Origin of the sequence: Flavobacterium cheongpyeongense (genome assembly GCF_003202435.1) — a bacterium.
In the GTDB taxonomy this organism is placed as follows: domain Bacteria; phylum Bacteroidota; class Bacteroidia; order Flavobacteriales; family Flavobacteriaceae; genus Flavobacterium; species Flavobacterium cheongpyeongense.
On sequence record NZ_QJHK01000005.1, the window covers coordinates 77,834 to 92,654 of the forward strand.

Annotated in this window: 13 protein-coding genes; 6 read left to right on the forward strand and 7 right to left on the reverse strand. The window is 32.7% G+C overall.

The window, feature by feature from the left end; translation table 11 throughout:
* The first annotated feature begins 1 nt into the window (after window position 1).
* On the forward strand, window positions 2–871 hold the full coding sequence (locus DMB65_RS07650) for a lysophospholipid acyltransferase family protein (RefSeq protein WP_110306058.1): 870 nt from the start codon (window positions 2–4) through the stop codon (window positions 869–871).
* 181 nt (window positions 872–1,052) lie between these two features.
* On the opposite strand, the gene DMB65_RS07655 is transcribed toward DMB65_RS07650, so the two are convergent.
* Window positions 1,053–1,907, reverse strand: coding sequence for a CvfB family protein (locus tag DMB65_RS07655; RefSeq protein ID WP_110306059.1), 855 nt, complete (start codon window positions 1,905–1,907; stop codon window positions 1,053–1,055).
* Window positions 1,908–2,027: 120 nt separating this feature from the next.
* A complete protein-coding gene (gene menD / locus DMB65_RS07660) occupies window positions 2,028–3,689 on the reverse strand; it encodes a 2-succinyl-5-enolpyruvyl-6-hydroxy-3-cyclohexene-1-carboxylic-acid synthase (RefSeq protein ID WP_110306060.1) in 1,662 nt (553 codons plus the stop codon).
* A 181-nt stretch (window positions 3,690–3,870) separates the two neighbouring features.
* Between menD and DMB65_RS07665 the strand changes: the two genes are divergently transcribed.
* Both DMB65_RS07665 and DMB65_RS07670 read left to right on the forward strand, forming a co-directional pair.
* Window positions 3,871–4,368 (forward strand): GNAT family N-acetyltransferase, encoded by a 498-nt coding sequence (locus DMB65_RS07665; RefSeq protein WP_110306061.1) that lies wholly within the window; start codon window positions 3,871–3,873, stop codon window positions 4,366–4,368.
* An 84-nt stretch (window positions 4,369–4,452) separates the two neighbouring features.
* The gene (locus tag DMB65_RS07670; RefSeq protein WP_110306062.1) at window positions 4,453–5,400 is read left to right on the forward strand and encodes a tRNA dihydrouridine synthase; all 948 of its coding nucleotides are present in this window, start codon (window positions 4,453–4,455) and stop codon (window positions 5,398–5,400) included.
* Between the two features lie 47 nt (window positions 5,401–5,447).
* Here DMB65_RS07670 and DMB65_RS07675 read toward each other — a convergent pair whose 3' ends face one another.
* Window positions 5,448–6,032 carry a glutathione peroxidase gene (locus DMB65_RS07675; protein ID WP_110306063.1) on the reverse strand — a complete coding sequence of 195 codons (585 nt, stop codon included), beginning with the start codon at window positions 6,030–6,032 and terminating at the stop codon, window positions 5,448–5,450.
* 727 nt (window positions 6,033–6,759) lie between these two features.
* Between DMB65_RS07675 and DMB65_RS07680 the strand changes: the two genes are divergently transcribed.
* The 3 genes from DMB65_RS07680 to DMB65_RS07690 all read left to right on the forward strand — a co-directional run bounded on the left by DMB65_RS07680 (window position 6,760) and on the right by DMB65_RS07690 (window position 9,870).
* Complete coding sequence (locus DMB65_RS07680; RefSeq protein WP_110306064.1) at window positions 6,760–7,290, forward strand: RNA polymerase sigma factor; 531 nt, start codon at window positions 6,760–6,762, stop codon at window positions 7,288–7,290.
* Window positions 7,290–8,078, forward strand: coding sequence for an anti-sigma factor (locus DMB65_RS07685; RefSeq protein ID WP_110306065.1), 789 nt, complete (start codon window positions 7,290–7,292; stop codon window positions 8,076–8,078). Before DMB65_RS07680 ends, DMB65_RS07685 begins: the two co-directional genes overlap by 1 nt.
* Window positions 8,079–8,487: 409 nt before the next feature.
* Window positions 8,488–9,870, forward strand: a complete 1,383-nt coding sequence (locus DMB65_RS07690; protein ID WP_110306066.1) for a pectate lyase family protein — start codon at window positions 8,488–8,490, stop codon at window positions 9,868–9,870.
* A gap of 76 nt (window positions 9,871–9,946) precedes the next feature.
* On the opposite strand, the gene DMB65_RS07695 is transcribed toward DMB65_RS07690, so the two are convergent.
* The 4 genes from DMB65_RS07695 to DMB65_RS07710 form a co-directional block, all read right to left on the reverse strand.
* Window positions 9,947–11,116, reverse strand: coding sequence for a hypothetical protein (locus DMB65_RS07695; RefSeq protein ID WP_110306067.1), 1,170 nt, complete (start codon window positions 11,114–11,116; stop codon window positions 9,947–9,949).
* Window positions 11,113–12,108 carry a DUF2157 domain-containing protein gene (locus DMB65_RS07700; RefSeq protein ID WP_110306068.1) on the reverse strand — a complete coding sequence of 332 codons (996 nt, stop codon included), beginning with the start codon at window positions 12,106–12,108 and terminating at the stop codon, window positions 11,113–11,115. Before DMB65_RS07700 ends, DMB65_RS07695 begins: the two co-directional genes overlap by 4 nt.
* A gap of 141 nt (window positions 12,109–12,249) precedes the next feature.
* Window positions 12,250–13,530: an argininosuccinate lyase gene (gene argH / locus DMB65_RS07705; protein WP_110306069.1), complete on the reverse strand. Its 1,281-nt coding sequence runs from the start codon at window positions 13,528–13,530 to the stop codon at window positions 12,250–12,252.
* Between the two features lie 212 nt (window positions 13,531–13,742).
* Window positions 13,743–14,813, reverse strand: a complete 1,071-nt coding sequence (locus tag DMB65_RS07710) for a M20 family metallo-hydrolase (RefSeq protein WP_110306235.1) — start codon at window positions 14,811–14,813, stop codon at window positions 13,743–13,745.
* Window positions 14,814–14,821: the final 8 nt, after the last annotated feature.

The window sequence follows — 14,821 nt, forward strand, 5'->3', positions numbered from 1 at the left end:
GATGCAGTTCCTTGTTTATATTTTAGCCTATCCCTTACTTTGGCTTATTTCTATTCTTCCATTTAGAATATTTTACTGGTTTTCAGATTGTGTTTATTTTTTGGTATATTATATTATTGGCTACCGTAAAAAAGTGGTTCAAGCCAATCTGGCGCTTGCTTTGCCGCATTTAAGCGATGCTGAACGAAAAAAAATAGAAAAGAAATTTTACCAGCACATGTGCGATATGTTTTTAGAAATGATCAAAACAATGAGCATTTCTGCTGAAGAAATGGAAAAAAGATTTCATGTAACGAATATTGATTTGATATTGGATTATGCAAAAAAAGGAAAAAGTGTAATTCTCGTGGCTTCGCATTATGCAAGTTATGAATGGCTTTTGACTATTAATCCAAAACTTGGCTTTCAGGGTATTGCTGTTTATAAAAAACTGGCTAATCCGTATTTCGACAAATTAATTCGGAAAATTCGTTCAAAATATAACACTGAATTAATCGAAACAAAAAAAGCTATTCCGTTGATGGCGCAAAATCAACGTGACGGAAAATTAAGTTTATATGGATTAGCAAGCGATCAGTCACCAAAATTAGATCGTATCTTTCATGCAAGCAGTTTTATGGGAATTGAAGTTCCTGTGCATACGGGCGCCGAAATGCTGGCAAAAAAATACGATTTAAGTGTAATATTCGTAAAAGTAAAAAAAGTAAAAAGAGGTTATTATGAAGCTACCTTTTTATCTCTGGCTGACAATTCAAAAGATTACGAAGATTTTAAAATTACAGAAATGTATTTAAAGGAAGTAGAAAAACAAATTTATGAAGAACCGGAATACTATTTGTGGACACATAAAAGATGGAAGCATAAAAAATAAAAAAAGGCTGTCCGGAAAGTACAATCAATTGTTATATTTTTTATTTCGGTAATAATTTAATAAAACATTGTCTTTTCAAAGAGCTTTTACTGATATATAGTTAAAAAAAAAACTGAAAATTTATTGGTAATTTTCAGGTTTTTACTTTTTAGACAGCCTCTCTTTTGTGAAGCGATTTATTTTATTCTTTTACGAGATAAATACCATCTTCTTTAATTTCAATGAGCTTTTCTTTATACAAAGCTCCAATAGCTTTTTTAAAGGTTTTTTTACTCATTTTCAAAACCGTCTTAATGTCTTCTGGGTGTGAACTATCATTTAAGCGTAAAAAGCCCCGACTTGCACGAAGCTCGTCTAAAATTTTCTCCGCATTTGGTTCTACACTCTGATAGCCCTGAATTTGCAAAGCCACATCTATTTTGTTATCAGGACGAATATTTTTGATGTAGCCCCTCATTCTGTCTCCGGTCCTTATCGAATCATCATAAACTTCGTCTTTATACAGTAACCCTTTGTGTTGTTCATTGATGATTACATTAATTCCTAATTCGGTGATATGTGATACGATCAAATCAACTTCTTCGCCTTTTTCAACTGTAAGATGATCATTCTTTAAAAATTGATTTAACTTACTTGAAGCCACCAAACGCTTGGTTTTTTCATCCATATAAAGGTAAACCAAATAACGTTTTCCTTTTTCCATCGGACGTGCCTGTTCTTTAAACGGAACCAGAATATCTTTTTCCATTCCCCAATCCATAAAAGCTCCAACCTGATTAGTGTAGTTTACTCTCAACAGAGCAAATTCGTTCAATAAAATATAAGGTTCAAGTGTTGTTGCAACCGGACGCTGTTCATGATCCAGATAAACAAAAACAATAAGCTCCTCGCCTATTTCAAATTCATTTGGAACATATTTATTGGGTAATAATATATCATGAATTCCCTCAGGGTCTTTTTCAGGATTTCCTAAAAATAATCCAACTTTGGTATCACGCAATATGGTAAGTGCATTGTATTTTCCTATTTCAATCATATTCTTGAGTTCTAAGCCAGAAATTAGCTAAGTTTTAAAGTACAAATGTACGAAGTTTGAAAATGGTACAGCCAAAAAAATACTGATATATAAAAAGCGCCTCAGCGACGCTCTTACTCTTTAAATAAGTTCTTTAAAATATTGTTTTAAAATAAGATCATTTTCAGCCGTTGGGGTAAAAATCTCTAAAATATTCGGAGCATCATTTATAGCATAAAACGATGAGATGCTTTTTTCTAATGAATCTAAATCAGTTGCAGTGAAATAATTCATTTGATACATTTTTGCGAGATGCTCTGCCGTTAAATGATGAGAAGTTTCAAAATAAGTATTAAAAACAGGCTTTTCTTCATGTCCGGGCAGAATCCTGAAAATCCCTCCTCCTCCATTATTAATCAAAATGATTTTGAAGTTTTTAGGAATATAGGAATTCCACAAAGCATTGCTGTCATATAAAAAACTAATATCCCCGGTAATAAAAACGGTTTGTTTTTGACTTCCAACTGATGCGCCTATTGCTGTTGATGTACTTCCATCGATTCCGCTTGTACCTCTGTTGCAAAAAACTTCTATTGACGAATCAATATCAATTAATTGTGCATACCGAATAGCTGAACTATTACTTATTTGTAACTGACTGTTTTTCGGCAACGATCCTATTACTTTTTCAAACACTTTAAAATCAGAAAATGGGATTTTGTCTAAATATTTTTGCTTTTTAATTTTTCGCAATTGATAAACCTCATTAATATGCTTGAAATAATTGCTGTTTACAAAATCTGTTCTGGGCAATAAATCATTGAAAAAATCATTGGGCTGCATCACAAAATGTTGTGTTAAAGCATTAAATGTATTATAAGCACGTAAAGTATCAATATGCCAATGATGTAGCGGTTTGTATTTTCGCAAAAAACCTTTGATACGCTTGGAAACGACCATACCGCCAAAAGTCACTAAAATTTCCGGTTCAAACTCTTTGAAATCAGCATCATCAAAAGGAGTAATTAAAGTATCAATGCTATTAATAAAAGTTGGATGATGTAAGTTAGACGTCGTTTCTGTCAAAACCACAATTGACGGATCTTTTGCCAGGTTTTCTATTGTTTTTTCATCAATTGAACCTGCTTCATTTACACCTGTCAAAATCAGTTTTTGCTTAGCTGAATTCCAGATTGAAACAAATTCTTTTACATTTTCAATTGATTTTGTTCCGATGATTTCATTATAATCGGTGATTTTTGGATGAACCAAAAGTATATCTGTTGTTTCGTATAAAGGCTCTTCAAAAGGGGCATTGATATGTACAGGACCTTTTTGAAGAATAGCAGTTTCTAAGGCTTTATTTATTTTTAAATCATTCTCTTCAGAAGCTTCTTCTGTCAAATTAGCATTGAAAACTGAATGATTCTGGAAGACATTTTGCTGGCGAATGGTTTGCCCGTCGCCAATGTCGATCTTATTCTGAGGGCGGTCTGCAGAAATTACAATTAATGGAATCTGACTGTAAAATGCTTCGGCGACAGCCGGGTAATAGTTTAATAATGCAGAACCTGATGTACAAACAAGTGCGGTTGGTTTTTTGGTTTGCTGGGCAATTCCCAAAGCAAAAAAAGCAGCGCAACGCTCGTCTGCAATGCTGTAACATTTAAAATTAGGATTTTGGGCAAAACCAATTGTTAAGGGTGCGTTTCTGGATCCAGGAGATATTATAATAGTATGAATTCCTTTTGCTGAACAAATTTCGATAATGCTTTGAGCAAGTGGTATTTTGGGGTAAATCATTCTGTTGGTGTATTTTTTTAAAAGAAAATATACTATTACAATTTTCTTTTCTTGTGAACACAAAGTTACAAACTTCACTCTTGATTTTACTTATATCTTAGCAAGATATTAAGACCCCTTTTGCAAAAACACAATATATTTGTAAACCCGTATTTTCAAACTTCTTTATAAGTTTCACATTATGAACGTAATCATTAGACAGGCTAATACAACCGATTTAGACAAAATCCTTGAAATTGTAAATCACTCTATTTTAAACACAACAGCAAATTATAGCTACGAAATCCAAAATTTAGAAACCCAGACAAAATGGTTTGAAGAGAAAAACTCTAAAAACCTACCCATAATAGTAGCTGATTTAGATGGCGAAGTTGTAGGTTATGGAACTTATGGTCAATTTCGGGAAAAAATTGGCTATCAATATACTGTTGAACATTCTGTTTATGTGGTTGACAATGTAATTGGAAAGGGCATTGGCAAACAATTATTGACCGAATTGATTCATCTGGCAAAACAACAAGGCTATCACGTTATGATTGGCGCAATTGACGCAGATAATACAGGAAGTATTGCGTTTCATGAAAAATTTGGATTTGTGGTAACAGGCACGATTCGGGAAGTTGGTTATAAATTTGATCATTGGCTTGATTTGGTTTTTATGCAATTGATTTTAGAATAACCATTTCAATAAAAAACTCTGCAATAATTAGAAAATAAAATCTTATTCAAAAATCCGTAGTATCTTTGTATCTTTTAAAACAATATGGACTTTACCCTTCTCTCATCACCTTTACAAGGATTCACAGATTTTCGTTTCAGAAATGCCCAAAACAAATTTTTTGGAGGAATAGACACTTTTTACTCCCCGTATATCCGTTTAAACGGAAAACTGGTAATAAAAGCATCTTATGAAAGGGACTTGCTTCCTGAAAATAATCTTGGATTAGAGGTTATTCCGCAGGTTATAACGAATGATGCAGAGGAATTTTTATTTGTGGCCAAATATGTCCGTGAATTAGGATATAAAGAATTAAACTGGAATTTAGGCTGCCCTTACCCAATGGTTACCAAATCCGGAATGGGTTCAGGTTTGATTAAAAATACCAATCAAATTAATCACATACTGGACAGAGCACATTCTGAAACAGATATTATTGTATCCATGAAAATGCGTTTAGGATATGATACTACAGAAGAAATTCTGGATGTTTTACCAATTCTAGACACTTATCCCCTAAAAAACATTGCAATTCATGCCCGTATTGGCAAACAGTTATATAAAGGCGGAGTACATCTGGATGCATTTCAGCAGTGCATTGACAATACAAAACATAAATTGTATTACAATGGCGATATTACTTCGGTGGCTAAATTTCAGGAAATGCAGGAACGTTTTCCAGCCATAGACCACTGGATGATTGGCCGGGGATTAATTTCTGATCCCTTTTTACCAACGATGATAAAAAACAATACAACTGAATATCCTAAAAACAAAATGGAATTATTCAGTGCGTTTCATGATACGCTTTATGCCATTTACAGCGAATCTTTATCCGGACAAACTCATATTTTACTAAAAATGTATCATTTATGGGAATATTTCGCAGAAACATTTTCAAATCCGCATAAAATATTAAAACAGATAAAAAAGGCAAAAAGTATTCGAAATTATGAAGCAGCAGTTTCCTCCATCTTCAAAAACGAAAAATGAGATTTCAGTTTCCTAAAATCTCATTTCAAATTATTTTTTTGTAAAAATTATCCTTTTATCCAATTCACAATTTCAGGATCTGTAGGCAATATTCTTGGTTTAATCACTTTTACCAATTCCCCTCTTTCATTAATTAAATACTTCTGAAAATTCCATTCAACTTCTGAATCCTGTAAACCATTTTTAGATTTCTGTGTCAGAAATTTATAAATCTCACACATATCGCTTCCTTTTACGGAAACCTTATCCATCATTGGAAAGGTAACACCGTAATTTTGCTGGCAAAAAGCACCAATTTCTTCATTGGTACCTGGTTCCTGTGATGCAAAATTGTTTGCCGGAAACCCTACAATTACAAAACCTTTATCTTTATACTGCTTATAAATAGCTTCAAGATCTTTGTATTGAGGAGTTAATCCACATTTTGAAGCGGTATTTACAATCATAATTTTTTTTCCTTTTAAGGAAGCAAAATCAAATGTATTACCTGATAAATCTTCTACTTTGTACTGATATATTGTCTCATTAGCCATAATATTTTCTATTTTAGGCGATTTTGTTTTATTAGTTTGAGCCTGATTTTGACAGCTAAACAAAAACAGAGCACCAAATGCTATAAATATTTTTTTCATAGTTTCTATTTTTTATAAAATTAATTAAATTATAAGTGAAATCAAGAATATCCCATGACTAATTTTACTAAACAAACGTTAAATAAATGCCTAACGTTAATCAGGCGTTAGGCTTTTATCATTCAAACAAATCAAACCATCTATCTTTAAATTATCTACTCTTTAAAAGTAATTTTCTCAAATTTTTATGAAGACTACTTTAATTACCGGAAGAGTGAACAGTGCCGGTCATTAGTAAATAAACCGAACTGCTCTCGATCGTACCCGGTATTTTTATTCCTTTTATTAGTATTCATGTTCAAACAAACCCCTTTATTTTGTTCCGTTTCTCTACACAAAAAACACTCAAACTGATGCTTTTGAATAATTTCATCCAAAGGGCTATTATTATATTTTTTTGTATTGAAGTCAAAAACCGTCAATTATTACATTATATCAGAAATTTCTTTTGTTTAAAAAAATATTGCGTTTTATTCATTAACTCTTCAAAAGATTATTTTTTTAAAACTCCTATTCTTTTGCTATTAAAATATAAATATTTAAGTTTTATGTTATAATAGCACATACGTAAGATGACTATCTATGGTTTTAAAAAAAGCTAAAAAAAGTTATCTTTTTTCATAATCTCTTATTTTACTGAGATTTGGAAGGTTAAAAAAATAAATTATCTTTATCCTGAGATACCCAAAAAAGTAATTTAAATTTATTAAAAGTCAAATCTAAATATATGAGTCAGGAAGAATTATTAGTTTTAATCTACAAGAAAGACGAAAGAGCTTTTACCCACTTGTATGACATGTACTCCAAAAGTTTGTTTTCGGTAATTAATGTCTTAGTAAAAAATAGAGAAGAAGCCGAAGATGTTTTACAGGAAGTTTTTGTAAAAATCTGGAAAAACATAGATTCTTATAATGAAGGTAAAGGACGTTTTTATACCTGGATTCTTAATATTGCCAGAAATACTTCTATTGATAAATTAAGATCTAAGAATTTTAATAACAGTCAAAAAAACCTTTCCTCAGATAATTTCGTACATCTGTTAGATGACAGTAATAAACTCTCAAATAAAATTGATATAATTGGAATTCAGGAATTTGTAAAAAAATTAAAACCGAAATGCATTGAGATTATTGACTTGCTGTTTTTTAAAGGATATACCCAACAAGAAGCTTCTGAAGAACTGGCAATGCCATTAGGAACCGTCAAAACACAAAACAGGAACTGTATTAATGATTTACGTAATTATCTAAAAATATAATGGAAGCAAGAGAATACATAGAATCAGGCATTTTAGAACTATATGTTTACGGTTTATTAACCGAACCTGAAAACCTGGAAGTAGCCGAAATGGCAAAAAAGTATCCCGAAGTCGAACAGGAAATTCTTTCGATAGAAAAAGCAATAGTAGCTTTATCATCCAGTTTTTCGCCATTTCATTCAGTTGCCAATTTTGAAAATATAAAAGCCCGATTAGAACTGAAACACGGCAAAGTTGTCGAAATGAAACCGAACTCAAACCGAACTCAATATATTGGCTGGGCTGCCGCTGTACTGTTATTGTTAGGTCTGAGCTATCAGACTTTAGAACTGACCAAAACAAAAGGTGTTATTGCAACTGTTGGTAATGAAAAAAATAAAATAGAAAGAGAATTTGCTTATTTAGAGAAACAAAATAAAGAAACAGAAAAAAGTTTAACTATTGTCAGGGACATTAAAAATACGGCAGTAACACTAGGTGGTCAGGCTGTCTCTCCGTCATCATTTGCAAAAGTGTATTGGAATAAAGAAACCAAAACAACCTATATTGATGCAGCAGGTTTGCCAAAACCTCCAAAAGGAAAAGTTTATCAGGTTTGGGCACTTAAATTGAGTCCTGCCCTAACACCTACAAGTATAGGTCTATTAAACAATTTTGACGATAACGACCAAAAAATATTTGCTGTAGATCTGACAGTTTATGCAGAAGCTTTTGGAATCACATTAGAGCCGGCAGGAGGAAGTTTATCTCCAACGATGGAACAATTATATACTTTAGGAAAAGTTTAATTAACAAATATTGTAAGACACATAAAATAAGTCCAATCTGATTTGGGCTTATTGTTTAAATGCGTGAAGCTTAATTGTTGGCTTCAATTTTTTTTGCCCTTGCCTGAATTTGATTTTCATTCCTTTATTTTAATTTTTTTAATTAAAAATTCTTACAATCTGATTTTCAATAATGAGTAAGGAGTCCTAAATTCTAAATATTTTTTTTAACTTTATCAAACAAAAGCCTCTTTTGGATGATTTTTTATCAAAAAAAACACAACTATAATTACATTAACACAAAATACCTGCTATAATTATAATAATTTTATTTAAAAAAAACATTTTAAAATTTATTAAATTAAATTTGTGCAATCGATTACAAAACCACAATCGTTAAATTAACAATTAACATAAAACAAATTTACAAATGAGAAAAAAATTCCCCTTATTATTTTTCCTTCTAAGTTTATCCAGCGTTTTTGCACAAAATTATTATATGTCTGTTCCTGAAGGATTTGGTGCTGCAGCTACAGGAGGTGGAACCCCAACCGTTTCTAATACTGTTACTGTTACTACTTATGCTCAGTTAGAAACAGCACTTAAATCTACTGCAACTGCAAATTCAGTAATTCTGGTCTCTGGTGTTATTGATTGTATCTATACTAGTGTACAATTAAATAATAAAACCATTATTGGATTACCAGGTGCTACACTTAGAAACACTCAGATAACTATTGGTAATTCCCCAACTTCTGCTGCAAATTCAGGAATACTTTATATAAAACAGGGTTCTGATAATGTTATTATACGAAACCTTAAATTTCAAGGACCCGGAGCATATGATGTTGATGGACGTGATAACCTTACCAACGAAGGTACAAACGTTTGGGTTGACCATTGTGAATTTCAGGATGGGATAGATGGCAATTTTGATAATAAGGGAAAAGCAGATAATGTAACCATTTCATGGTGTAAATTTACTTATTTAAAAGCTCCAACAGCTGGAGGATCTGGTGGTTCTGCTGACCACCGTTTTACGAATTTAGTAGGTTCTGGAATTGATGATTTTCCAACAACAGATGCTAATGGAAGGTTTAGTATTACTTTTAAAAACTGCTATTGGGCAGAAGGCTGCAAGGCCAGAATGCCAAGAGCGAGAAATGCCGAATTACACCTATTAAATTGTTATTACAAAACTTCTGTTTCAGGAGCTAGTGCCGTTGGTTTAGGTGCAGGAAATAAAGGTACGACTTGCTATGTGGAAAATTGTAATTTTGAACAAGTAGCCACTATTTCCAGTCCTGTTACCGAAGGTTCCGGAACAGTTCAAGTAAAATTTGATGGTTGTGTTAAAGGATCAACTCCAACAGCTGTTACAGGTCTTGATGCCGGAACAGCACCTTCAAAACCATCTTACACCTACACTACTCTTACTGCAGCCCAGGTAGCAACTTATGTTCCAGATGCAAATTGTGGAGCAGGAGCCACTCTTCAGGTTAGTGCTACTGGTGTTATATCTACAAATTGCCCAAATTCTTTAGGCGTAAATGATAATGTTGCTAACTTAGAACTTAAATATTATCCAACAGTAATCGATAATGTTTTGAATATCGAATTTTCAAGTATTGAGAATGGTAAAGCAGTTGTAGAAATTTTTTCTCCAAATGGTTCAAAAGTTTATACAACCTCAAAAAATGTTGCTGGTAACGAGAAATTAGAATTAAACATTGCAAACATTACAAGAGGAGTTTATATCTGTAAAGTTCAAATTGACAACAGAGTTAAAAGCTTCAAGATTTTAAAAGGATAATTTATAATTTAATAAATTTATAACAGCGGCAGACATAATTTACCGCTGTTTTTTTTATAAGATTACAGAAAGAGCATTAAAAACTTCCTTCTGATCCTCCTCCACTAAAACCTCCACCACCAAATTCCATTGGAGATTCTGCTGGTTTAGCTTCTGGCTTCATTCCGAATGTTGAGGCGATTATTACGGCTTCAGCATTTAAAAATGTATTTGAATTTGAGACTCTGTCTGGTTTAAAGGTTAGTCCACTTTCTTTTGTTTTGAGTTTTCCTACGAAAAAAAACGCAGTTGCAAACATAATTAATCCGCCCAGCGTTAATGCAACTTCAATTGGCAAAACCGAATGATAAAACCGGAAGCTGTAAAATGATAAAGCGATTGCAAGGAAGCCAATCCAAAGCATAATTCTGTCTCTATTTTTTAATGAATAAACAAGATATAACACCGGTACAACAAAAGTAAAACCCCAAAAGAAAAATGCAAACGGAATTTCGGGACTTATCTCATAATAGCCCCCCGTTAAACTTGCTGATAATTCCCTAACTACTAAGTAATTACCAGACAAATAAAACAATATTAAACTGATGCTTTTTATTAAAAGCATTCCATTGTAGTAATAAGAATCTGTTAGATCATTAATTATTTTTTTGCACAAAAAATAAATACCAGCACCATAAAGCATCATAAAAAAGGGTAAAATTGACTGACCTGCCTCCATGTATTCCAATATGAAATACCCAAGTGTTGTCGTAAATGCTAAATAAAAAATCAATACCGACAATAAATGGAGGTAACGCAAAAACATGATTAATGAAACCATTGAAACAATGATAGCAGTCGGAAGCACTTCATTGAAATCTGTAACAATTGTAATTGCACACCCAAAACATAATATAGTGCCTAAAATAAAAGCATCATCTAATCCGTGACTAAAATAGTCTTTTTGAGCTAAAAATTCTGATCCAATAATGCCAATAATGCCAAAGATAAAAGGAAAAATTTCCCAATAATGGTCTAATCCTGAAATTGCCAGAAGTGAAACAGCACTGCATATTGAAGAATATAAGAATGTTCCTAAAAGAAAAAAACCTATACGAATCAAAATATTTTTATGGCTGTTAAGTGCCGGAAGTTGTTTTTTCATAAAATCCAGTTGTTCCTTACCAATAAAACCGGCACTTTGTAACGCATCTGCTTCTTCAATCAACACAGAATTTTCTAACTTATTTTTATCGAACACTATCATGATGTAATATTTTTATTGAAGTTTTTAATCAATTTTATAAACAAGACTATTGAGCCAATAAAATATCCTGGAATAGCTAAAACAAATAGCACCCAAATATCCTGAAAATCTATACTCTCAAAAACTCTGAACAGAAAAATATTGATTCCGATATAAGCATAAATAATCATAAAAACATATAAGGAAATTGCTTTCTGCTGATAACTGGCCTTATAAAAATAAAAGCAGAACCCTGTAAAAACAGCTGAGAAAAGAACCCATAAACCCTCATATTCATTGACCATATTACTAATGGAAGCAATACTAATCATGTGCAATGCAAATGTTAGATAAGTTAAATTAAAATGAGTTTTAAGAGACACTCTTGAACTGTAAATTGTCCACAAAATCAATAAACCACCCAAAATAATTGCAGAATAGCTTAACTCCTGATTAGAATAGAAATCATTATGAAATATATCCTGTGGTGTTACAGAAAAACCTATATAAGCAGCCAAACCTGTAATGGCAATAGTCAGGACGCTTTTGTTGTCAAAATAATACGCACAAATAAAACTGACAATTGTGGGAACTAATGTCGCCAAGCCATAATGTATCCCGAAAGGTTGGTATTGAAATTGTAAGTATCCTATAAAAATACAAGTCAGTATATTGGCCAGAAGTACCAAATATTCCAGAACAGGACTTTCAAATGTAGTTGCTGTTTTTTGAAAACCTTTTGAATTTTTAAAACAGAAATAAAAACAGATTATCGTAACAATAAATAATAAAGACAAAATGACGACGTGTCCAATCGTATCAATGTTCTGGTAAATCAAAATTCCAATACCGGATGTAAAAAGCAAAACGGATAAATACAAAAACATTTTTAGTTCAGCATTAAGCGAAAAAATGCCCAAACTGCGATAACTTTTTATCTGAATCAATTGTTCTTCAGTAATAAAATTTCTCTCAAATAGCTTTTGGGATGCCTGTTCTTTAAATTCTGCCATATTTTAATTTTAGGTTAAATAATCATCAAATGTATATAATTAAGAGGTAATTTCTTAAAAACAGATTAGTATAATTTTACATAAAAAAACCGATTTGCAAATAGATACAAATCGGTTTCTAAGTTTTTTAAAATGAACAAATTAAAAAGCGGCTTTCATTTTATCTTTTATGTTCTCTAAGCATAAATTATTAATACTTCCTTCGTGTGTATGGCTGGTTGCTTTTGGAGATTTATAAGTTCCGGCTTCCAGTTGTTCTGCAACTGCTTTGTAAGCGTCTCTAAATGGTATTCCTTCCACAACCATTTCGTTTAAAGTATCTACTGTAAACAAGTAATCGTATTTTTTATCTTTTAAAATATTGTCTTTTACGGTAATATCCTTTACAGAGAAAATAGCGATATCTAGACACGCTTTCAGGTTTTGAATCGCCGGAAACAAACCTTCTTTTAAAAGTTGCAAATCCCTGTGATAACCGCTTGGAAGATTATTTGTAATTAAAGTGATTTCGTAAGGAAGCGCCTGAATCTTATTACATTTCCCTCTGATTAATTCAAAAACATCCGGATTTTTCTTGTGAGGCATGATGCTCGAACCTGTCGTAAGATGTGCCGGAAGACCGATAAAGTCAAAGTTCTGGCTCATATACAAACAAATGTCCATGGCAAATTTTGACAACGTTCCTGCCACACTGGTCATGGCAAAAGCTACGGTTTTCTCTGCCTTTCCACGGCTCATTTGTGCGGCAACGGCATTGTATTTTAAAGTTTCGAAACCTAATTCCTGAGTTGTAAATGTTCTGTTGATTGGAAAGGAACTTCCGTAACCTGCTGCAGAACCTAAAGGATTCTGATCAACGATTTTTGAAGCTGCATTCAGCATCGTAATATCATCTATTAAACTTTCGGCATAAGCCGAAAACCACATCCCGAATGAGGACGGCATTGCAATTTGTAAATGCGTATAACCAGGCAATAATACATTTTTGTGTTTTTCTGCTGATTCCATCAACAAGTCAAAAAGTGTTTTTACCTGTTCTTTTATCGCTTTTACTTCATCTTTCAAATACAAATGAACATCTACCAAAACCTGATCGTTACGGGAACGTGCGGTATGGATTTTTTTTCCGGTATCGCCTAATTTTACGGTAAGTAAATATTCAATTTTAGAATGTACGTCTTCAAAACTGTCTTCTATTTCGAAATTTCCAACCACAATGTCGGCAATAATATCATTTAGAGCACCTACCAAAGAAGTGGTTTCTTCTGACGTTAATAATCCAATTTGCCCCAGCATTTTGGCATGGGCGATTGAACCTAAAGCATCGTATTTTGCCAGAACCAAATCCAGTTCACGATCGTTTCCAACGGTGAATTGTTCGATTTGTTTATCTGTTGGTATTCCTTTTTCCCAAAGTTTCATAACTTAGATTTTTTGACCTGTTAGCTTATTAGATTTTAGACTTCTTAGATTTTTTCTTTACGTCGTATTCTTTGAAATTATTTTCTAATTTAGTTCTAATGTCATTGTTTATATTGATAATGTTTCTAGCCCCGATAGCAGTGGAAATCCTTTTGTTTTTTTCTTTAAAAAATAAAAGATTGAAACGGATAGCGGGAAATAGCTCCTAATTATTATAATTTAAAGAAATCGGTCAGTATTTTGATATACAAATCGACTCCTTCTTCTATTTCATTTACAAATATAAATTCGTCTGCTGAATGTGAGCGCAATGTTTCTCCTGGTCCTAATTTGAGTGACTGACAACTTAAAACCGACTGATCCGAAAGTGTTGGAGATCCATAAGTCATTCTACCCAAGGCGATTCCGGCTTGTACAAGACCGTGCGCAATTGGAATAGAAGATGCATTTAAATGCATGGATCTTGGTTTTACTTCGGCATTTACGCTGGCTGTCACTACTTCCAGAATTTCAGAATTAGTGTAACAATCGTTTACACGAATGTCAACTACCAAATCGCATTCTGAAGGTACCACATTATGCTGTTTGCCTGCGTTGATTTGAGTCACAGTCATTTTTACCGGACCTAAAACTTCAGAGACTTTATCGAATTTATAATTTTTAAACCATTCCATTACCGGAATTGATTTGTATAAAGCATTATCATCATTTTGATGTGCTGCATGGCTTGCCGTTCCTTTTACTTTTACATCTAAAACTAAAAGCCCTTTTTCAGCAACAGCCAGCTGCATTAAAGTTGGTTCGCCTACAATGGCGCAATCCAGCTCAGGCAAATGTTTTAAAACACTGTTCAGACCGTTTTTTCCGCTGCTTTCTTCTTCGGCAGAGGCTACGATTACCAGGTTGTGTGATAAATTTTGGTTTTCGTAAAAATGAACAAACGTAGCCAGAAGCGAAACTAAACAGCCACCTGCATCATTGCTTCCTAAGCCAAATAATTTGCCGTCTTTTTCGATTGCTTTGAAAGGGTCGTTTGTGTACGCCTGATTGGGTCTTACCGTATCGTGATGAGAATTTAGTAAAAGTGTTGGTTTCTTTTCATCAAAATATTTATTGAAAGCCCACACATTATTGTTTTCTCTTTTAAAAGGAATTCCGTTTTGAGTAAACCAATTTTCTATTAAAAGAGCCGTTTGATCTTCTTCACTTGAAAATGAAGGAGTTTCAATGAGGTTTCTTAATAATTCAATTGCTTCCCGGGTAAGCGTTTCTATATTTTTCATTTTATTTA

Bases quoted from the DNA above. Each gene is read 5' to 3' on its own strand.
- DMB65_RS07710 (WP_110306235.1), bottom strand. From the start codon at position 14,813: ATGAAAAATATAGAAACGCTTACCCGGGAAGCAATTGAATTATTAAGA.
- DMB65_RS07690 (WP_110306066.1), top strand. From the start codon at position 8,488: ATGAGAAAAAAATTCCCCTTATTATTTTTCCTTCTAAGTTTATCCAGC.
- argH (WP_110306069.1), bottom strand. From the start codon at position 13,530: ATGAAACTTTGGGAAAAAGGAATACCAACAGATAAACAAATCGAACAA.
- DMB65_RS07680 (WP_110306064.1), top strand. From the start codon at position 6,760: ATGAGTCAGGAAGAATTATTAGTTTTAATCTACAAGAAAGACGAAAGA.
- DMB65_RS07665 (WP_110306061.1), top strand. From the start codon at position 3,871: ATGAACGTAATCATTAGACAGGCTAATACAACCGATTTAGACAAAATC.
- DMB65_RS07655 (WP_110306059.1), bottom strand. From the start codon at position 1,907: ATGATTGAAATAGGAAAATACAATGCACTTACCATATTGCGTGATACC.
- DMB65_RS07685 (WP_110306065.1), top strand. From the start codon at position 7,290: ATGGAAGCAAGAGAATACATAGAATCAGGCATTTTAGAACTATATGTT.
- DMB65_RS07650 (WP_110306058.1), top strand. From the start codon at position 2: ATGCAGTTCCTTGTTTATATTTTAGCCTATCCCTTACTTTGGCTTATT.
- DMB65_RS07670 (WP_110306062.1), top strand. From the start codon at position 4,453: ATGGACTTTACCCTTCTCTCATCACCTTTACAAGGATTCACAGATTTT.
- DMB65_RS07700 (WP_110306068.1), bottom strand. From the start codon at position 12,108: ATGGCAGAATTTAAAGAACAGGCATCCCAAAAGCTATTTGAGAGAAAT.
- DMB65_RS07675 (WP_110306063.1), bottom strand. From the start codon at position 6,032: ATGAAAAAAATATTTATAGCATTTGGTGCTCTGTTTTTGTTTAGCTGT.
- menD (WP_110306060.1), bottom strand. From the start codon at position 3,689: ATGATTTACCCCAAAATACCACTTGCTCAAAGCATTATCGAAATTTGT.
- DMB65_RS07695 (WP_110306067.1), bottom strand. From the start codon at position 11,116: ATGATAGTGTTCGATAAAAATAAGTTAGAAAATTCTGTGTTGATTGAA.